The 17,597-nt window shown below is 58.5% G+C and carries 19 protein-coding genes and 1 pseudogene; 13 read left to right on the top strand and 7 right to left on the bottom strand.

The features are described 5' to 3' along the window. Positions 1-9: 9 nt before the first annotated feature. Positions 10-216: a hypothetical protein gene (locus ACOYNV_RS02730; RefSeq protein ID WP_422898202.1), complete on the bottom strand. Its 207-nt coding sequence runs from the start codon at positions 214-216 to the stop codon at positions 10-12. A gap of 51 nt (positions 217-267) precedes the next feature. On the opposite strand from ACOYNV_RS02730, the gene ilvA reads away from it, so the two are divergent. The 8 genes and pseudogenes from ilvA (at position 268) to ACOYNV_RS02690 (ending at position 6,317) form a co-directional block, all read left to right on the top strand. Next, positions 268-1,779, top strand: a complete 1,512-nt coding sequence (gene ilvA, locus ACOYNV_RS02725; protein ID WP_422898201.1) for a threonine ammonia-lyase, biosynthetic — start codon at positions 268-270, stop codon at positions 1,777-1,779. 349 nt (positions 1,780-2,128) lie between these two features. Next, a complete protein-coding gene (cysK, locus tag ACOYNV_RS02720; RefSeq protein ID WP_422898200.1) occupies positions 2,129-3,061 on the top strand; it encodes a cysteine synthase A in 933 nt (310 codons plus the stop codon). 4 nt (positions 3,062-3,065) lie between these two features. Further along, positions 3,066-4,193 (top strand): MalY/PatB family protein, encoded by a 1,128-nt coding sequence (locus ACOYNV_RS02715; protein ID WP_422898199.1) that lies wholly within the window; start codon positions 3,066-3,068, stop codon positions 4,191-4,193. 191 nt (positions 4,194-4,384) lie between these two features. Next, positions 4,385-4,705, top strand: a complete 321-nt coding sequence (locus tag ACOYNV_RS02710; protein WP_422898198.1) for a hypothetical protein — start codon at positions 4,385-4,387, stop codon at positions 4,703-4,705. Next, positions 4,611-5,000 (top strand): hypothetical protein, encoded by a 390-nt coding sequence (locus ACOYNV_RS02705; RefSeq protein ID WP_422898197.1) that lies wholly within the window; start codon positions 4,611-4,613, stop codon positions 4,998-5,000. The genes ACOYNV_RS02710 and ACOYNV_RS02705 overlap by 95 nt, the downstream gene beginning before the upstream one ends. A gap of 120 nt (positions 5,001-5,120) precedes the next feature. Beyond that, on the top strand, positions 5,121-5,384 hold the full coding sequence (locus ACOYNV_RS02700) for a PAS domain S-box protein (protein WP_422898196.1): 264 nt from the start codon (positions 5,121-5,123) through the stop codon (positions 5,382-5,384). Further along, positions 5,348-5,437: pseudogene (locus ACOYNV_RS02695) on the top strand (hypothetical protein); the annotation flags it as partial. The gene ACOYNV_RS02700 and the pseudogene ACOYNV_RS02695, both read left to right, overlap by 37 nt. A gap of 148 nt (positions 5,438-5,585) precedes the next feature. Continuing rightward, positions 5,586-6,317: a putative bifunctional diguanylate cyclase/phosphodiesterase gene (locus ACOYNV_RS02690; RefSeq protein ID WP_422898195.1), complete on the top strand. Its 732-nt coding sequence runs from the start codon at positions 5,586-5,588 to the stop codon at positions 6,315-6,317. A gap of 507 nt (positions 6,318-6,824) precedes the next feature. Here ACOYNV_RS02690 and ACOYNV_RS02685 read toward each other — a convergent pair. Beyond that, positions 6,825-7,856 (bottom strand): STAS-like domain-containing protein, encoded by a 1,032-nt coding sequence (locus tag ACOYNV_RS02685; protein WP_422898194.1) that lies wholly within the window; start codon positions 7,854-7,856, stop codon positions 6,825-6,827. A gap of 503 nt (positions 7,857-8,359) precedes the next feature. Then, a complete protein-coding gene (locus ACOYNV_RS02680) occupies positions 8,360-8,986 on the bottom strand; it encodes a 5-formyltetrahydrofolate cyclo-ligase (protein WP_422898193.1) in 627 nt (208 codons plus the stop codon). 44 nt (positions 8,987-9,030) lie between these two features. On the opposite strand from ACOYNV_RS02680, the gene ACOYNV_RS02675 reads away from it, so the two are divergent. From ACOYNV_RS02675 to ACOYNV_RS02660, 4 genes are read left to right on the top strand one after another with little or no spacing between them, the layout of a single operon-like run. Next, complete coding sequence (locus tag ACOYNV_RS02675; RefSeq protein WP_422898192.1) at positions 9,031-10,974, top strand: transglycosylase SLT domain-containing protein; 1,944 nt, start codon at positions 9,031-9,033, stop codon at positions 10,972-10,974. 38 nt (positions 10,975-11,012) lie between these two features. Next, on the top strand, positions 11,013-11,972 hold the full coding sequence (locus tag ACOYNV_RS02670; RefSeq protein ID WP_422898191.1) for a complex I NDUFA9 subunit family protein: 960 nt from the start codon (positions 11,013-11,015) through the stop codon (positions 11,970-11,972). Between the two features lie 22 nt (positions 11,973-11,994). Further along, on the top strand, positions 11,995-12,621 hold the full coding sequence (locus tag ACOYNV_RS02665) for a glutathione S-transferase family protein (protein WP_422898190.1): 627 nt from the start codon (positions 11,995-11,997) through the stop codon (positions 12,619-12,621). Between the two features lie 35 nt (positions 12,622-12,656). Next, complete coding sequence (locus ACOYNV_RS02660) at positions 12,657-13,877, top strand: multifunctional CCA addition/repair protein (protein ID WP_422898189.1); 1,221 nt, start codon at positions 12,657-12,659, stop codon at positions 13,875-13,877. A 396-nt stretch (positions 13,878-14,273) separates the two neighbouring features. Here the strand turns inward: ACOYNV_RS02660 and ACOYNV_RS02655 are convergent, their stop codons facing one another. Then, the gene (locus ACOYNV_RS02655; RefSeq protein ID WP_422898188.1) at positions 14,274-14,471 is read right to left on the bottom strand and encodes a YjfB family protein; all 198 of its coding nucleotides are present in this window, start codon (positions 14,469-14,471) and stop codon (positions 14,274-14,276) included. 185 nt (positions 14,472-14,656) lie between these two features. Between ACOYNV_RS02655 and ACOYNV_RS02650 the strand changes: the two genes are divergently transcribed. Next, complete coding sequence (locus ACOYNV_RS02650) at positions 14,657-14,854, top strand: hypothetical protein (RefSeq protein ID WP_422898187.1); 198 nt, start codon at positions 14,657-14,659, stop codon at positions 14,852-14,854. Between the two features lie 20 nt (positions 14,855-14,874). Here the strand turns inward: ACOYNV_RS02650 and ACOYNV_RS02645 are convergent, their stop codons facing one another. From ACOYNV_RS02645 to ACOYNV_RS02635, 3 genes are all read right to left on the bottom strand, one after another. Further along, complete coding sequence (locus ACOYNV_RS02645) at positions 14,875-16,044, bottom strand: class I SAM-dependent methyltransferase (protein ID WP_422898186.1); 1,170 nt, start codon at positions 16,042-16,044, stop codon at positions 14,875-14,877. Between the two features lie 93 nt (positions 16,045-16,137). Next, positions 16,138-16,683 (bottom strand): alpha-ribazole phosphatase family protein, encoded by a 546-nt coding sequence (gene cobC, locus ACOYNV_RS02640; RefSeq protein WP_422898185.1) that lies wholly within the window; start codon positions 16,681-16,683, stop codon positions 16,138-16,140. Continuing rightward, positions 16,668-17,423 carry an adenosylcobinamide-GDP ribazoletransferase gene (locus ACOYNV_RS02635; RefSeq protein ID WP_422898184.1) on the bottom strand — a complete coding sequence of 252 codons (756 nt, stop codon included), beginning with the start codon at positions 17,421-17,423 and terminating at the stop codon, positions 16,668-16,670. The genes cobC and ACOYNV_RS02635 overlap by 16 nt, the downstream gene beginning before the upstream one ends. Positions 17,424-17,597: the final 174 nt, after the last annotated feature.

The raw sequence follows: 17,597 nt of genomic DNA, 5'->3' as shown, positions 1-17,597 counted from the left end.
CAGATGCTTCTAAAGATAGAATTCTATCTTACTGCTATGCAGCATTGCACTTGGCGTGTCGACATCCCGCTCTGATCGATTAAATAAACGTTGCTGTTTAAATTGCGCAGGTAATAAATGACCAAGCCGATGAGCGACCTGCTCAAGCAACTGATCCTTAAGCCTGATGACCGGGGTTTTGATCCGGCAGGCTGATTTTTCTTCGCTGGTCAGCATTGCTATTGCTGCTGCTAGAATCAACGTTTTCCAAGCCGAGTTTGAGCCGCCATGCACCCGGATTACCTCGAAAAGATTCTCAACGCCCAGATTTACGACGTCGCCATCGAGACGCCGCTGGACGACGCGCCCAACCTCTCGGCGCGAATCGGTAACCGCCTGCTGCTCAAGCGTGAAGACATGCAACCGGTGTTCTCCTTCAAGCTGCGCGGCGCTTACAACAAGATCGTCAAGCTGTCGCCCGAGAAGCTCAAGCGCGGTGTGATCTGCGCTTCGGCCGGCAACCATGCGCAGGGCGTTGCGCTGTCGGCAGCGAAAGTCGGTTGCCGGGCGGTGATCGTGATGCCGACCACCACGCCGCAGATCAAGGTGCAGGCGGTGCGCAATCATGGCGGCGAGGTGGTGCTGGCCGGCGATTCCTACGACGAAGCCTTCAGTCATGCGCTGGCGCTGCAGAAGGTCGAGAAGCTGACTTTCGTTCACCCCTTCGACGATCCCGACGTGATCGCCGGGCAAGGAACGATTGGCATGGAGATCCTGCGCCAGCACTCGAAACCGATCCATGCCGTGTTTTGCTGCGTTGGCGGCGGCGGGCTGATTTCCGGCGTGGCGGCGTACATCAAGCGTCTGCGTCCGGAGACGAAGATCATCGGTGTCGAGGCCGCCGATGCCGACGCCATGGACCGTTCGCTGAAAGCCGGCAAGCGCGTCCGTCTCGATCACGTCGGCCTGTTTGCCGACGGCGCGGCGGTGAAATATGTCGGCGAGGAGACCTTCCGGCTGTGCCAGCAATACGTCGATGAAATGGTTCTGGTCGATACCGATGCCATCTGCGCGGCAATCAAGGATGTATTCGAAGATACGCGCGCCGTGCTTGAACCGGCCGGCGCCCTGGCGGTGGCCGGCGCCAAGGCCTATGCCGCGCGCCACAAGATGAAGGACAGGACGCTGGTGGCCATTGCCTCGGGCGCCAACATGAACTTCGACCGCCTTCGTTTTGTCGCCGAACGGGCCGAGGTCGGCGAGCAGCGCGAGGCGGTGTTGGCCGTCACGCTGCCCGAGAAACCCGGCAGCTACAGGAAATTCGTGTCGCTGATCGGTGAGCGTAACATTACCGAGTTCAACTACCGCTTCAATGATCTGAAGGAAGCGCACGTTTTTGTCGGTGTCCAGGTCACCTCGCGTGCCGAGTCGCTCAAGCTCGTCGAGCAACTGCGCAAGCACGGTTACGCGACGCTCGACCTGACCGACGACGAAATGGCCAAGCTGCATATCCGCCATCTGGTCGGCGGCCATTCGCCGAGCATCGATAACGAGATCATCTACCGCTTCGAGTTCCCCGAGCGTCCCGGTGCGTTGATGCACTTCCTCAAGCGCATGAGCGCCGGCTGGAACATCAGCCTCTTCCATTACCGCAACCACGGGGCTGATTACGGTCGCGTGCTGGTCGGCATGCAGGTGCCGCCTTCGGAAATGCGGCAGTTCAAGGATTTCCTGAAGAACCTCGGTTACGCCCACTGGAACGAAACGGAGAATCCGGCGTACAAACTGTTTCTTGGCTGAGAGTCTGTGAAAATATCAAAAATCCACCGCAGAGGCACAGAGCCGCAGAGGAAAGACAGAGGAACCCCATTGTTATTAAGGTTTTCTCTGCGAAACCTCTGCGGCTCTGTGACTCTGCGGTGGAAGTATCACAACATCTCAGGAAATCCGGCAACACCTTCGTTTAAAAAGCTTGGAACGTGCAGGAGAATCTGGTGCCGAACAGAAACCGCTCCGGCTAATGCTCTACAGAGCACATGCCTGAAGACCTAATGAATACGCCGCTCTGCAGGCATGCATGCTGTAGAACGCCTGCCCATGCGCCTTGCAGCCTATCTTGTATTGAATTGTCCAACAGGAGCCAAACATCATGAAAATCGCCAACAACGTTACCGAACTGATCGGCAACACGCCGCTGGTCAAACTTAACCGGATTGCGCTCGGCATCAATGGCACCGTGGCGGTCAAACTTGAATTCTTCAATCCGGCGCACAGTGTCAAGGATCGCATTGCCGCATCGATGATCGATGCGGCGCAAGCGACTGGCAAGATCAGCCCGGAGACGATCGTTCTGGAGCCGACCTCGGGCAACACCGGCATCGGCCTGGCCATGGTCTGCGCTGCACGCGGCATCAAGTGCTGCTTTGTCATGCCGGAAACGATGAGCCGCGAGCGTCGCCTGCTGCTCAAGGCCTACGGCGCTGAACTGGTGCTAACCCCCGGGCCGGACGGCATGGGCGGCGCCATCCGACGCGCCGATGAAATGGCTGCGGCCGACACTCGCTACTACATTCCGCAGCAGTTCGAAAACCCCGCCAATCCGGCGATTCACCGCATCACGACGGCCGAGGAAATCTGGCGGGATACCGACGGGCAGGTGGATATTTTCGTTTCCGGCATCGGCACCGGCGGCACCATCACCGGCGTCGGCGAAGTGCTCAAGGCGCGCAAACCCGGTGTACAGATCATCGCCGTCGAGCCCGATGCCTCGCCGGTGCTTTCCGGCGGGCCAAAGGGGCCGCATCCGATTCAGGGCATCGGTGCAGGTTTCGTCCCGAAGGTGTTGAATACGGCGGTGTACGACGAAGTGGTGCGCGTCACGGCAGACGACGCCTTCGCCACCGCGCGGCGCATGGCAACCGAGGAAGGGTTGCTGGTCGGCATCTCCTCCGGCGCCGCCGTCTGGGCGGCCTTCAAGGTGGCCAGCCGGCCGGAGAATGCCGGCAAGCTGACGGTGGTGATCATCCCGTCGTTCGGCGAGCGCTACCTGTCGACCCTGCTCTACGCCCACCTTGAAGTCTGACCTGGTGAGTGATTTCGACTTCGACCTCCCGATTGACCGCCGTGGCGGCGATTCGCTCAAGTGGAACAAATACGCCGGCCGCGACGTGCTGCCGCTGTGGGTGGCGGATATGGATTTCGCCGCGCCGCCGGCCGTTGTCGCGGCGCTCGAAAAACGCGTTGCGCAGCAGCATTTCGGCTACTCCGAACCCTGGCCGTCGCTGATCGACGCCGTGCTCGGGCATTTGCAGCGCCAGTACCACTGGCAGGTCGAGCCGGAATGGCTGGTCTGGCTGCCAGGACTGGTCACCGGGATCAACGTCGCCTGTCGTGCGGTGGAAGGCGATGTGCTGACGGCGACGCCGGTCTATCCACCCTTCCTCTCGGCGCCGCACCTGTCCGGGCGTTCGCTGGTAACGGCACCATTGCGTTTGCACGACAATCAATGGAGCTGGGATTTCGCCGCGCTGGAAGCGGTGCTGACCCCCGCTACGCGCCTGCTGCTGCTCTGCCACCCGCACAACCCGGTCGGTCGCGCCTGGCAACAGTCTGAGCTGGCCGAGCTGGCCGACTTTTGCCAGAGCCACGAGCTGACGGTCTGTTCCGACGAAATTCATTGTGGCCTGCTGCTCGATGCCGGCCGCCAGCATATCCCGCTGGCCATGATCGATGCCGACATTGCCCGGCGCTGCATCACGCTGATGGCGCCGTCCAAGACCTACAACATCCCCGGCCTCGGTTGTGCCTTTGCGGTGATTTCCGATGCCGCGCTGCGGGGTCGTTTTAACCGGGCCATGCGCGGCATCGTGCCGCACGTGAACATCCTCGGACTGGCCGCCTGTGAAGTTGCCTATCGTGACTGCGACGACTGGCATGCGGCACTGATCGGCGCGCTGCGTGCTAACCGCGACCGTGTAGAGTCGGTTGTCGCCGCCATTCCCGGCCTGTCAATGACGCACGTTGAAGCCACCTATCTGGCCTGGATCGACGCACGCGGCCTCGGCATGGCCGATCCAGCGGGGTTTTATGAAGCGGCTGGCGTCGGCTTGTCCAGTGGCAGCGATTTCGGTTTGCCGGGCTGGGTGCGACTCAATTTCGGTTGTCCGCGGACAACGCTGGATTCTGCTCTGGAGCGAATGATTTCAGCCTGTTAGCAGCAAGTATTAATGTCGGCTCTGTCATCATGAGATATGGTGCACCCTTGATGAAATATCGGTCACTTATCTTGGTGCCAGAGTTCGAATGACACGTTCTCGACAATCTCATCCTGGTCCGTTTTACCGGCGGGCCATTCTGGTCGCCGTCGGCCTGCTTGGCTTGGTGTCCACGGCCTGGGTGACGAGAGATGTCCGTCAATGCGCAGGATCGGCTGGAGCAGCGTTTCCAGATTGCCGCACGCGAGCGCGCCGACTTGATCATCAGTGCACTGGCCGAGCCACTCAAGCAATTGACCGTCCTGCAATGCCTGTTTCACAGCGTCGGTGAAGTCGACTGGCAGGTCTTCAACAAATTCGTAGAGCCAATGCTTGGCCAGCCAGGGGTGCGCGGTTTTGGCTGGATGCCGGCCGTTGATGCCGCTGACCGGCTTGCGCGTCAGCCTCCTCGACCAGCCGTTGCCGGAAGCCAGGCAACTCATTCATCGCTGGCTGCCGAAGGCTGGCGATGAGGTTTCCCGGTTGCCCGCCAATCCACTGATTCATGACCAGGAGTTCGAACTGGCCCGCAGTCTATGGACGGTGCAAGTCGAAGCCGGCCCGGCCTGGATGAAGGCCAATGCCGCGAACAGTATCGCTGCCATTCCTCTGGTCGGCGTGCTGCTGACGTTGCTGCTGCTCATTTGTCCTAGAAAACTCAGCTGGATGTTATGCCAATGCCGCAAGCCCTCATCCCCGGCCCTTCTCCCGCAGGGAGAAGGGTGTAAACCCCCTCTCCCCGCGGGAGAGGGTTGGGGTGAGGGCTAAACACGCGTCAGATCTGGCTTTGCGGTCAGTTTGTCGCGGTTAACTGAGGTTTTCAGGTTTATCTGCGCCAGCTACTGGGGCGCAGCGCACTGGCCGAGACGCTGGAACAACAAGCTCTCGATGGCTGTCGCTCAAAACCCGGCGACGATTTTCATTACCGACCTTGATGGTCGCATTGAGAACGTCAATGAAAAGTTCATCGAAACCACCGGCTATACGCGCGAAGAGACAATAGGCCAGGATGCGGGTCTGCAGAAGCCAGGGGCTGCGGATGAAGCGGTTTATCGCGAGTTGTGGGAGACCATTTCGGCCGGGCAGAACTGGTGGCCGACAAGATTCACCAGCGCATGGGTGAGCCCGTTCTGCTGGCTAATCAAACGCTGATGCCTTCGTTCTCGATCGGCATCACGCTCTATCCCGAAGATGGCGAAGACTTCGACAGCCTGCTGCAAAAGGCCGACACGGCGATGTATCACGCCAAAGAGGCCAGCCGCAATGGGCATCGCTTCTTTACCGAGCAGATGAACCTGCAGGTGGTCGAGCACATGAAGCTGCAAACCCGGTTGCGGCAGGCGCTGAAGAACAATGAATTCTTGTTTGCACTACCAGCCGCAGATGGATCTGCATTATGGAACCATCATCGGTGTCGAGGCGCTGATCCGCAGGAACAGTCCTCAAAGCTGGCTGGTATCGCCGGCACGCTTCATCCCGGTGGCCGAGGATTCCGGCTTGATCGTACCGATCGGTGCCTGGGTGCCGGGGGAAGCCTGTCGTCAGGCACGTGCCTGGCAGGATGCCGGTTTGCCGCCTTTCGTCGTGGCCGTCAACCTCTCGGCGGTCCAGTTCAAGCGGGTTGACCTGGTGAATACCGTGAACAACGCGCTGGTGCTTTCCGAACTCGATTCAGAATGGCTCGAACTTGAACTGACCGAATCGATCATGATCCAGGATGCCGAAGCGACGCTGGAAATGGTGCGCCGTCTCAAAGCCCTGGGCGTCAAGATGTCGGTCGACGATTTTGGTACCGGCTATTCAAGCCTCGCCTATCTCAAACGTTTTGCCGTCGACAAGCTGAAGATCGACCAGTCCTTCATTCGCGATCTGGTTACCGACCCGGACGATGCGGCGATTGTTCGCGCCATCATCCAGATGGCCCACAGCCTGAAGCTGAAGACGATTGCCGAGGGCGTTGAAACCGAGGAACTGGCCAACCTCCTGCGCATTTTTCATTGCGACGAAATTCAGGGCTACTGGTTCGCCCGCCCGATGCCGGGCGATCAGCTGGAAGTCTTTGTGCGCACCCATCTGGCGCTGTGAACCGTAGGGCGGATAAGCGAAGCGCATCGACCATGCAAATGAATTGGTATGCCCGGATTTTCGCGATCCCTAAGCGCTGATAGCAGCCGAAAAGGTTATCCGGATTTTGTAATTGATGATCTGCATTGCAGCGCACGATGCCGTAGGCTTGGCGCTTTCGGAAAAACGGTCATCTCGATTCGGCCATAAGCAGCCGGTGACGAGTTTTCTCCAAACCGGCCATTGACTAGGTCGAGCTACCCGAAAGCGGCCATTGAAACTGGCGCACTCAATTTTCTTGGCTCACGGGCAGCTTCGCAGCGATAGCGGTCGTTGAAGGCGCTTGAAGAACGCGGGTTTGAGCGGCCGCTGTTAAGTCAAGCCGCCATTCAAACAGCTAAAATATGATGGAGTTGGCAGGCTCCACCTAGCCATTTTTTGACTATGGCGGAATTGCCATAAAGCCATTCAATAATCCACAGTTTATGCGACCAGCCAACTAGACGCATGTCGAGACTGACTGACTCGCTACATCACTGGCAGACGGGCACGAAGCCACATTCTCTCCACTTGGGTGGTCATGTTTTTAGGCAACAACTCAACGTTCGGCTGACTATTCGCATAGACTCGAAATAGTTCATCAGCGAAAGCTTGCCCTATTTCTTGAACACCATCGAAGTCCAAGATTACGGTCCTGAAACGGTCAAATCTTGCAATTAATCGCTTAGCCTGGGAACGGGAAACCAACAATTCGTCCCCAAATTTCGCAAGTTTCATAGGAACAACAGTTTTCGAAAAGTCAAAATCCTCGGGGGCGTTTGTGAATTGCGCATATACGTCGGCAGCCTTCCGTTCGCTCTCGGCCGCAATTTGCATCATTACAGCGGTTCCTTCAGTAAAAACCCCCTTCGTTTCGCGAAGCCAGTCATTAGGCAAATGATTGCTATGACTAAATTGTAATCCGTTAGCATTAATCTGAAAAGAATCGAACATGCGTGAAGTAAAAAAGACACCCTCGCCAGAATGCTTGCTGGGGTCTGTTGTAAATTTCCCCTTCGATAGCTCAAATAGGGCTTGGCGCATATCAGGAAGATTGAGGGCTGCTGCGATCTTTGCAAAGATTCCTACGCCATCATCCGAAATAATAAGTTGAAAGTCATCCTCATTCTGGGTTGCCCAAATGAATACCGATTTTCCAGCAGAATGGTCTATTGCATTATTCAACATCTCTGTGAAACCGTTGTTTACTATGTGCTGCACGTTTGGCGAGAGGTTGAAATAGGGCATAAAATCTCGAGCCCACACGATATCTTCTTCCAAGCCGTCTAAGTCGTAAAGATGCGACACGCGCCGCATATAGCCGAGGCTAAATACGGGATGCGTTAATGGGCCACTTCGTGCAATCCAGCCCTCAGTTTCGAGTCTCGTGATGTATCGGTTTGTTGCTACCCTTGAAATTTGAAGACGCTCTGACAGATGCCGCGTGAGGTCGCGCGGATGATCAACGACATCTTTGGTAATCGAACGAAGGAGTCCTTCAAACTTTGAGGGCTTGGCCATGATTTTATTGAGCCTAAAAGAAAACTGTTGCAAACTTATTTGCTTATCATTGTAAACTTAAGGTGCAGTCATTGCAAACAAAAATAGATCCGGGACGGACAAATGATCGGCGCACTGGTAGGCACCGCTCTTTGGTGCATATTGGTACAACGTAGCGCTCCGCAATTTGTTTCGGAGGCAAGGTGTGCGCATTTACCGCCCCCTTTACGGCAACCTATTTGATCGGTTGCCGCAGGGTTGTTCATTGGGCGTCCGCTTTTCTAACTTGCCACTTCTGCTTTGGGTCGTTGGCTGCCATTCCACTTCTCCTTGCAACATACCAGTCGACCTTAAACGTGTTGCGTTGCACGCACCGTGCGCATATCAATCATGGAGTCCGGGCAGCCAAAATCAACTAGCCAGCGCGGAGGCGCAGAGAAAATGTGCCGCAGCAGCGCTGCGAAGCCTCTATGTCTCCGCGGTGGGTGTCCAGGTATTCCTTCACACGCTCCACTGGAGCTTGCTCACACTGGTGAATGCCAAAAAACACCTGCTTCGCTGACCATCGCGTCGAGTCGCACATCGTGCGCTTCGGGGTGGATTGAGTCGACGCGAGCCAGTTCAAAGCCGACGCCGATGCTCAACGGGGCGGGCTTGAGCGCGGCCAGCGTGCGGTCAAAAAAGCCGCCGCCATAGCCGATGCGGTAGCCGGCGGCATCAAAGGCGTTGACTGGCAGCAACAGCGCTTGCGGCCGCAGAAACTCGCCTTCGGCCGGCGTCGGGATGCCATATCGGTCGGCAATCAGCCGGCTTCCCGGTGTCCACGCACGGAAGGCGAGCGCGGCGTTGGCGGCGACGACCACCGGCAGCAGCGCCGAGAACCCGGTTTTTCCGGAATTGATCCAGTCGATCATCAGTGGCCGCAGATCGGGTTCGTTTTTTACCGGCCAGCAGAAGCCGACGCGCATTTCTGCGAGTTGCGGAAAGTTACTGTGCAGAAGATCGCAGATCGTCGCAGAAAGAAGATTGCACTCGTCTCCAGGCAGCGCCAGGCGCCGTTCGATGCCCTGCCGGCGCAGGTTTAAACGATAGTTGGCAAGCCTTTCAAAGCTTTTTTCAGGCATCGTTTCTGGCGTCAAGTCACGGCTCATGTGCTATGCTGAAAACTTGTTTTCTTCGGATTTTCCAGCTTATCATGAAGTTTCGCCTTGCTGTTTTTCTCCTCGCGCTTCCCTTGTTGACAGCGCACGTTGCGGCCGGAGCAGCCACTGCCGACGATCGATTTCTTGCGGCGCTGGACGCTGTCCGCGCCGGTGACCGCAACAAACTTGAACGTATTGCTCCCGAGTTGCAGGGTTACGAACTTGAAGCCTACGTCGATTACTGGCGGCTTCTGCTCAATCTGGGCAGCGCCGATCCGGCGACGATCAAGGCGTTCCTGTCCCGTTATGAGAAGAGCTATGTCGCTGAAAAACTGCGTAGTGACTGGCTCAAGCAATTGGGCATGAAACGTCAGTGGGCGGAGTTCGATGCCGAGTATCCGGCAATGGTGCAGCCGGATCAGGAGCTTTCCTGCTATGCCTTACAAAGTCGGCAGGCACGCGGCGATGCGAGCGTGCTCGATGACGTGATGCCGCTGTGGCTGACCCTCATTGAACCCCCCACATCGTGTTATCCGGTACTCGAAGCGCTGATTCTGGAAAAACGCGTACTGGCCGATGGTGTCTGGACGCGCATCCGTCGCCAGTTTGAAGCCAACAAATTAGCCGCCGCGCGCTACAGCATGAACTATCTGCCGCCGAGCCAGACACCCGATGCCCGGGCCGCGCTCGCCGTCAGCGAGACGCCGATGCCGTGGCTGGCGAAGCTGCCGGCCAACCTGGCCGGTAGCCGGATGAATCGGGAGTTGGCCACGCTGGCCATCAGCCGCATTGCGCGCAATGACCCGCAGATGGCCGCCGCACATCTGAGCCGGATCGAGGGACAGTTGCAGCCCGGCGAGAAAGGCTGGGCGTGGAGCCAGATTGGCTGGCAGGCCGCCCAACGGCACATGGCCGAAGCCCTTGAGTGGTATCGGAAAGCCGGCGATGTGCCGCTTTCCGACGAAGTAGCGCAGTGGAAGGTGCGCGCATCCCTGCGCGCCCAGGATTGGGGAACAGTGCGTTCGACGATCGAAAAGATGCCGCCGGCCCTCGCCGAACTGCCAGCCTGGACTTACTGGCTGGGGCGCGCCTACCGCGCGGGTGGGCGTATCGAGGACGCCAATACGCTGTTTGCCAAAATTGCCGGACAGCCCAACTTCTACGGCAATCTGGCCGATGAAGAACTGGGCCGGACGACCATGACGCCGCCCAAGGCGGCATCGCCAACACGCGATGAAATGGCGCAGACGGCCGCCAATCCCGGCGTGCAGCGTAGCCTGGCGCTCTATCGCCTCAATTTGCGCACCGAGGGTGTCAAGGAGTGGAACTGGACGCTGCGCAGCATGAGCGACCGTGAGCTACTGGCGGCTTCGGATATTGCCCATCGCGCCGGCATCTATGATCGTGCCATTGCGGCGGCAGACCGTACCAAGAACGAGCACGACTATTCGTTGCGCTACCTGTCGCCCTACAGCGATCAGGTGCGACCGGCGGCCAGGAGCCAGTCACTCGATGACGCCTGGGTCTACGGCCTGATGCGCCAGGAGAGCCGCTTCGTGACCAACGCCAAATCGACGGTGGGGGCTTCCGGCCTGATGCAGTTGATGCCGGCGACGGCCAAGTGGGTGGCCAACAAGATTGGTCTCAAGGGCTTTCACCAGGGCCAGGTGAACGACACCGACATCAATGTGCTGCTTGGTACGACCTACATGCGTTTGGTCATGGAGAGCCTCGACAATCACCCGGTGCTGGCTTCTGCGGCCTATAACGCGGGGCCCGGTCGGGCGCGCAAATGGCGCGGCGATCGCCCGCTGGAGGGCGCGGTCTACGCCGAGACCATTCCGTTCAACGAAACACGTGATTACGTGAAGAAGGTGATGAGCAACTCGGTCTATTATTCGGCGCTGTTTGACGGCAAGCCGCAATCGATCAAGAGCCGGCTTGGCGTTATCGGGCCGCGCGCGACTGTTGATCCAAAGGGCGAAGAATTGCCGTAAAATCCGCTCTTTGCAAATTATTACATTGTCAGGGTGCTATGGAACTCAAGAAGGTACTGTTGATCGGGGGAACCGGTTTCGTCGGTGGCTGGATTGCCAACCGACTTTCCGAACGTGGCATTCGCGTCACCATTCCGACGCGCCATCGTGACAACACCAAGCAGTTGATCCTGTTGCCGACCGTCTATGTGGTCGAAGCCGATGTGCACGACCCGAAAGTGCTGGCTTCGCTGATGACAGGCGTAGACGCGGTGATCAATCTGGTCGGCATTCTGCACGATGGCGATTCGGCCAAGCCTTACGGCAAGCGTTTCGCTGCCGCTCACGTCGACTTGCCCAGGAAGATTCTCGCCGCCATGAAACAGACCGGTGTGCGCCGCCTGGTGCACATGAGTGCGCTCAGGGCCGCGGTCGATGCCCCGTCGGCCTATCTGCGATCGAAAGGCGAAGGCGAAGCGGCGGTGTGTGCGGCGATGAACGAACTCGACATCACGGTGTTTCGCCCCTCGGTCATCTTCGGCCCCGGCGACTCTTTCCTGAATACCTTCGCGACCTTGCTCAGGCTCTTTCCGGTGATGCCGCTCGGTGGGGCTGGCGCACGCTTTCAGCCGGTTTATGTCGGCGATGTGGCCGACGCCTTTGCTGCGTGCCTGACCGACCACGCTACTTTTGGCCAGACCTACGAACTTTGCGGCCCCAGGGTCTACAGCCTGCGCGAGCTGGTGGATTACACCGGCGAGCTGATCGGCCAGCAGCGACTGGTGATCAATTTGCCCGATACCCTGGCCTATCTGCAGGCCGCTTTTCTGGGTCTGCTGCCCAATCCGCCGATGTCACCGGACAACCTGCGCTCGATGCAGGTTGAAAGCGTTACCGATGGTCGACGCAACTACCCGGGCTGGCAACCACGGTCACTGGAAGCGGTAGCGCCTGGCTACCTGTCATCGTCTACGCCTAAACTGCGCCTGGACAGCTACCGCTGCCGTGCCGGTCGTTAATCATTAATCGGAGATTCGTTTCATGCTCAAACTCGTTATTGGCGACCGCAACTATTCTTCCTGGAGCATGCGCGCCTGGCTGGCCGTAAAGCAGACCGGATTGCCCTTTGAGGAAGTTAACATCCGCATGCGCGGTGCCGGGACAAAGGTAGAAATATTCAAGTACTCGCCTTCGGGGAAAGTGCCTTGCCTGATCGATGGTGAAACCATTGTCTGGGATTCGCTGGCCATCTGCGAGTACCTGGCCGAGAAATCACCTTCGCTTTGGCCTTCCGATAGAAAATCGCGTGCCGAAGCACGTTCAATCTGTGCCGAGATGCACTCCGGTTTCGGTGCCTTGCGTCTGAACATGCCGATGGAAATCAGCGCCTCGAAGCCGTTTGACGGGCGCTCGGCCGAAGTGGATGCCGATATTGCCCGCATCGTTGCCATCTGGGAAAACTGCCGCGCTCATTTCGCACAGGGAGGCCCCTTCCTGTTTGGCAGTTTCTCGATTGCCGACGTAATGTATGCCCCCGTTGTCTGGCGTTTTCTGACCTATGCGGTAGACCTTCCTCCCGCCTCGCGCGCCTGGGTCGAGACCATGTGCGCACTGCCGGCCATGCAGGAATGGCGTGCTGGCGCGCTGGCTGAAGTAAAGGCCAGGTAGGCGCTCAACCGCTCACCCTTTCCCCTTTCCTTGCCATGCAAATCTTCACGGTCGGCGGTGCTGTCCGCGATGAGTTGCTTGGCTTGCCGGTGCAGGACCGTGACTATGTGGTCGTTGGCGCTTCGCCCGACGAAATGCTGGCGCGTGGCTTCAGACCGGTCGGCAAGGACTTCCCGGTTTTTTTGCACCCGAAAACGCATGAGGAATACGCGCTCGCCAGAACGGAGCGCAAATCCGGCCACGGTTACAAGGGTTTCGCCTTTCACGCGGTGCCCGAGGTTGGTCTGGCAGAAGATCTGGCGCGTCGCGACCTCACCATCAATGCCATCGCGCGTGCCGATGACGGCTCCCTGACCGACCCGTTCAACGGCGTGGCCGATATAGCGGCTCGGATATTGCGTCATGTCGGACCGGCTTTCGTTGAAGATCCGGTACGTATTCTGCGCGTCGCCCGCTTTGCCGCGCGCTTCACCGAATTTGCCGTGGCGTCCGAAACCGTCGAACTGATGCGCCAGATGGTCATCGGCGGCGAGGTGGATCATCTGGTCGCCGAACGTGTCTGGCAGGAACTGGCCAAGGGACTGATGGAAGAAAAGCCGTCGCGCATGATCGATGTTCTGCGCGATTGCGGCGCACTGGCGCGCCTGCTGCCCGAACTGGACCGCTTGTTCGGGGTGCCGCAGCGAGCCGATTTTCACCCGGAAATCGACACCGGAGTGCATGTCATGATGGCGCTTGATCATTCGGCAAAGCAGGGCCATGCCTTGCCGGTACGCTTCGCCGTGCTCTTGCATGATCTTGGCAAAGGCCTGACGCCAACTGCTGATCTGCCGCGGCATCCGGGGCATGAGGCGCGCAGTGTAAAGCTTGTAGACGAAGTGTGTGCACACCTCAAGTGCCCTGCGGATTGTCGTGATCTGGCGCTTCTGGTGGCGCGCTATCACGGTGATATTCGCCGCGGCCCCGAATTGCGCGCTGCAACCATTACGAAACTGCTGGAAAGTGCCGATGCACTGCGTCGCCCGCAACGCTTCGAACAACTCCTTGAGGCCTGCGCCTGCGACTACCATGGTCGTCTCGGCTGGGAAGACAAGCCGCTACCGGAGCCACAACTGTTCCTGCGCGCACTGGACGCCGTACGCGCTGTCGATGCCGCAGCGATTGCGCGCGGTTGCGCCGATGCCGCACAGATTCCCGAGCGCCTGCACACCGCGCGGGTGGCCGCCGTCAAACAGGTTTTGGCACTTGCCGACTGATTCCGGGGCAAGAAACTAACGGGCATGACTTTGTCAGGCACCCCAAATAATGACAGCCTTGCCCGTTTCCCTCACCCCCGACCCCTCTCCCAGAAGGCGAGGGGAGGTTCGAGAGTCGCTCGCGCGACTTTCACGGTAACGCGATGATTGCTCTTCGCCCATTGGGTAGCCCCAACGGACTATATTTTGCTAAAGCAGAATCAACCAACAAACCTCACTTCAACCACGGCGACACGACGGGCACAGCGAAAAGCTGCTGCGAAGCAAATCCTCTTGGGGTGCTCAGTTTTTCAGGATTTCATGGCTCACCCGAAGGGTGAATCATGAAAACATTGCAACCCATTGTTTTTCCGTTGTGTTCGCCGTGTTCGCTGTGGTCAACCGCCTTTTCTAGAATCAACTGAACGTATCGACGCTGTTACCCAGATTGGGAGGGTTGCTGGCGGCTGGCTGCGGGAGTGCCTGAAGCAGTTGCAACGCCCCCTGGGCCTGAATGTCGAGTGCCTTTTTCAATACCGCGATGGCCACAGCGTCACCGGTATTGGCCTGACTGAGTGCGGCTGTAACGTTGCCAGCGCTGCTGATATCCATCATCGACTCCTTGTGCGTACCTGAAAAGTATCGGCCGAGAACCGGAAAACTGAAGAAAAAACTGAAAATACACGTCGATCAAATTCTGTCGCACCTTATTTTCAGATAGTGCTGCGAGGCGCTCAACCTTTTGGGCTCTTGTCCGTTACTTTACTTGCCATTCATTCAATAAACCAGAGGCAAACAAAATGTTGATCGTCACCGAAATGAGCGCAGGAAAAGTCCTGGATGAGGCGTGCAACCATTACAACGATGCCTACAGCGACGAGGTTTTGTACACCTCGCGGGCAGGGTTTCCCCGAGTCGAAGCCCGGCTGCCCGAAGTCGTCGTTCCGGCCGTAGATTTCAACGGTTTCATGGCTCATCTCTACATCAGCAAAGGGTAAGCGCTCCGGGAGAAGTGTGCCTAAAGCGAAGCGCTGCGATCGCCTTGGGCAAAGCCTATCAACGTCTCGTTGATGCCTTTGCCAAGCGCAATGACCTTGAACAATTCGCCCATTTCAGCGGGCGAAATCAGTTTCTGTGCGGCCTGCGCTTGCGGCAGGTAGCGAATGGAGTCTTCTGCCGGGATGCGTGCAAGCACATCGGTTAGTCCGCAGTTGAGCAGGAACGCGGCTTGCGTCGTATAGCCGAGGAACTCCAGCCCGGCCTCAAATCCCGACTCGACAATCGCCGTGAAATCGACGTGTGCCGTGATGTCCTGCAAGCCCGGCAGGAAGAACGGCTCGCCGTGCGAATGGTGGCGGTAGTGGCACATCAACGTGCCGGTATTGCGCTGCGCATGGTAGTACTCGTGGCGTGGGAATCCGTAATCGATGAGCAGCAGGGCACCCAGGCCGAGGATGCTGGCCCAGGCGGCCGTCCAGTCGGACGAGGCCAGGCAGATCTCGCTCAGATAGCCAGGCGGTAGCGGGTTCTCAAAAGCCAGTGCCTGTGCCCGTTCAAGAACGTGGTCCTGGGCAGGGCGGTCACAGCAGACGAACTCGTTGTTTTCCCAGCCGACGCCACGTTCCAGAATCGCAAGCTCATCCTCCTCGCTACCCCAGACCACCAGATGTACCGGCATGGCGTCGAGCAGTTCGTTGGCCAGCACAAGGCCGTCGAAGCGTTCGGGTAGCCGGTCGAGCCAGGTGACACGGTCGAGCAAATGCGGCGCCCGCTGGGCAATCGTGGCCTGCTGGCGCTGGCGCAACTCGCCGGAGAGATCGAGGATGCTGTAGCGCTCGGGGAGTGCTGCGCGCACTTCAAGTTCGAGCAGCATATCTGCTGCCAGTCGCCCCGAGCCGGCGCCGACCTCGATGATCTGTGGAGCGCTGAACGCCATGATCTGCATGGCCTGTGCAGCAAGCGTCTGACTGAAGGCCGATGATATTTCAGGGGCCGTGACGAAGTCGCCGGCGGCGCCGAATTTGTGTGCGCCGCCCGAGTAGTAGCCCATTCCTGGCGCGTAGAGGGCAAGTTCCATGAAGCGGTCAAAGCCGATCCAGCCACCAGCAGATTCGATTTCATCGCCAATGCGGCGTTTAAGCGCTTCGCTGTAGGCCAGTGCGTCAGGATCAGGTTTGGGTAGGTTCATGGTTTTGCAAACGTCCACCGCAAAGGCGCAAAGAAAAAAGAAAGGTAACGCAAAGAAGGGGCTAGAAGCCGGGGATCATTGGTTTTCTTTGCGTTACCTTTGCTCCTTGGCGACTTTGCGGTGGATTCCAGGTTCAATCTCGATTTCCGTGATGCTGCCGAACTCGAATTTCAGTTGCGACCACTCGCCGAGCGGAAGCTGTCGCCAGTGGCCAAGCAGGGCGCGCATGATCCCGGCGTGGGTGACCAGCGCCACGCGCGGGCCGTTGAGCGATTTGGCAAAGGCGATGGCGCGCTGTTGCAGGCAGGCGGCCGATTCGCCGCCGGGCGGGGTGAATTGAAGAACATCAGCGGCCCACGTATCAAGCGCATGGCGGCCGATGTCCTCCCACGACTGGCCTTCCCATTCGCCGAAGTCCATCTCGCACAAGCGGGCATCGATGCGCGCTGCCGGGTCAAGTGCTTCGGCCAGTTGGCGAGCACGGCGCAAGGGGCTGGAGATGACCGGCGTGCCTTCCGGCAGCAACGGCCTGAGGCGTGCCGAGACGGGTAGCGCGTCTTCCGACTCGATGTCGAGTTGGCCGTAGCAGATGCCGGCGTCGATCAAGGGCCGCGGGTGACGAATCAGGAAAACCTGCACAGCAACCCGCAATAGAAGGCGACTTCGGAAAGCTGCTGCGTGGCGCCGAGGCAATCGCCGGTGTAGCCGCCGATGCGCCGTTTGAACAGGCGTGCGAGCCACAGCGTAGCAAGTACTGCGAAAATGATTGCGACGACGGTTTGCTGCGGCGGCAGGAGGAGCAGAGGAAGCAGAGCAGTGAGCGCGGCAAAAGCCAGTTCACCGCCTCCGATGCGGGTGGCCAGCGGCTTCGACTTGCCCTCGTCGCGCACATAGTCGAGTGTTCGCAGCAGGGAAATCGCGCACAGGCGCGAGAAGGCATGCCCGGCAATCAGCGTTACCGGAATCAACAGCAAATCGATTTCGACCAGTGCGCAGAACTTGGCGAGCAGCAGGATGACCAGCGCTACAGCACCGAAACTGCCGATGCGCGAGTCCTTCATGATGGCCAGGATCTGCGTCTTTTCCCAGCCACCGCCGAAGCCATCGACCATATCGCTCCAGCCGTCTTCGTGAAAAGCGCCGGTAAGGTAGAGCGTTGTTGCCATCGAAGCCAGTACGGCCAGCGTTTTCGGCCACATGAAGGAGGTCAGCGCAAAGACCAGCGCCGCGATACCGCCGACGATCAGGCCGACCGCCGGAAAGTAGCGCGAGGATCGCTCAAGCTTTTCACTGCTGTGCCCGACCCAGGCCGGGACGGGCAAGCGCGTGAAGAAGCGGATAGCGCCGAAGAGGTATTCGAGTTCGGTACGGATGGGCATGGTCTAGTAGACAGTCAAAAAAAACAGCGAACCACCAAGTCACCAAGAACACCAAGTTTCACCAAGAAGAACAAGAAGTTAACTTGGTGCACCTTGGTGACTTGGCGGTGAAAAATTTAACCTAGAAAAAGCAGCTCGTCCACGAAAAACACCAAAAGCACGAAAAGAATCAAG

It is taken from the genome of Propionivibrio sp., from assembly GCF_049316945.1.
In the GTDB taxonomy this organism is placed as follows: Bacteria; Pseudomonadota; Gammaproteobacteria; order Burkholderiales; family Rhodocyclaceae; genus Propionivibrio.
Note: the sequence above shows the minus strand (reverse complement) of the source record. Positions and strands in the feature narration are given on the sequence as shown.

Excerpts from the sequence above, each read along its gene's own strand:
- ACOYNV_RS02730 (WP_422898202.1), bottom strand. The coding sequence starts at position 216 with ATGCTGACCAGCGAAGAAAAATCAGCCTGCCGGATCAAAACCCCGGTC.
- ilvA (WP_422898201.1), top strand. The coding sequence starts at position 268 with ATGCACCCGGATTACCTCGAAAAGATTCTCAACGCCCAGATTTACGAC.
- cysK (WP_422898200.1), top strand. The coding sequence starts at position 2,129 with ATGAAAATCGCCAACAACGTTACCGAACTGATCGGCAACACGCCGCTG.
- ACOYNV_RS02710 (WP_422898198.1), top strand. The coding sequence starts at position 4,385 with ATGTCCGTCAATGCGCAGGATCGGCTGGAGCAGCGTTTCCAGATTGCC.
- ACOYNV_RS02705 (WP_422898197.1), top strand. The coding sequence starts at position 4,611 with ATGCCGCTGACCGGCTTGCGCGTCAGCCTCCTCGACCAGCCGTTGCCG.
- ACOYNV_RS02700 (WP_422898196.1), top strand. The coding sequence starts at position 5,121 with ATGGCTGTCGCTCAAAACCCGGCGACGATTTTCATTACCGACCTTGAT.
- ACOYNV_RS02690 (WP_422898195.1), top strand. The coding sequence starts at position 5,586 with ATGAATTCTTGTTTGCACTACCAGCCGCAGATGGATCTGCATTATGGA.
- ACOYNV_RS02685 (WP_422898194.1), bottom strand. The coding sequence starts at position 7,856 with ATGGCCAAGCCCTCAAAGTTTGAAGGACTCCTTCGTTCGATTACCAAA.
- ACOYNV_RS02680 (WP_422898193.1), bottom strand. The coding sequence starts at position 8,986 with ATGAGCCGTGACTTGACGCCAGAAACGATGCCTGAAAAAAGCTTTGAA.
- ACOYNV_RS02675 (WP_422898192.1), top strand. The coding sequence starts at position 9,031 with ATGAAGTTTCGCCTTGCTGTTTTTCTCCTCGCGCTTCCCTTGTTGACA.
- ACOYNV_RS02670 (WP_422898191.1), top strand. The coding sequence starts at position 11,013 with ATGGAACTCAAGAAGGTACTGTTGATCGGGGGAACCGGTTTCGTCGGT.
- ACOYNV_RS02665 (WP_422898190.1), top strand. The coding sequence starts at position 11,995 with ATGCTCAAACTCGTTATTGGCGACCGCAACTATTCTTCCTGGAGCATG.
- ACOYNV_RS02660 (WP_422898189.1), top strand. The coding sequence starts at position 12,657 with ATGCAAATCTTCACGGTCGGCGGTGCTGTCCGCGATGAGTTGCTTGGC.
- ACOYNV_RS02655 (WP_422898188.1), bottom strand. The coding sequence starts at position 14,471 with ATGATGGATATCAGCAGCGCTGGCAACGTTACAGCCGCACTCAGTCAG.
- ACOYNV_RS02650 (WP_422898187.1), top strand. The coding sequence starts at position 14,657 with ATGTTGATCGTCACCGAAATGAGCGCAGGAAAAGTCCTGGATGAGGCG.
- ACOYNV_RS02645 (WP_422898186.1), bottom strand. The coding sequence starts at position 16,044 with ATGAACCTACCCAAACCTGATCCTGACGCACTGGCCTACAGCGAAGCG.
- ACOYNV_RS02635 (WP_422898184.1), bottom strand. The coding sequence starts at position 17,423 with ATGCCCATCCGTACCGAACTCGAATACCTCTTCGGCGCTATCCGCTTC.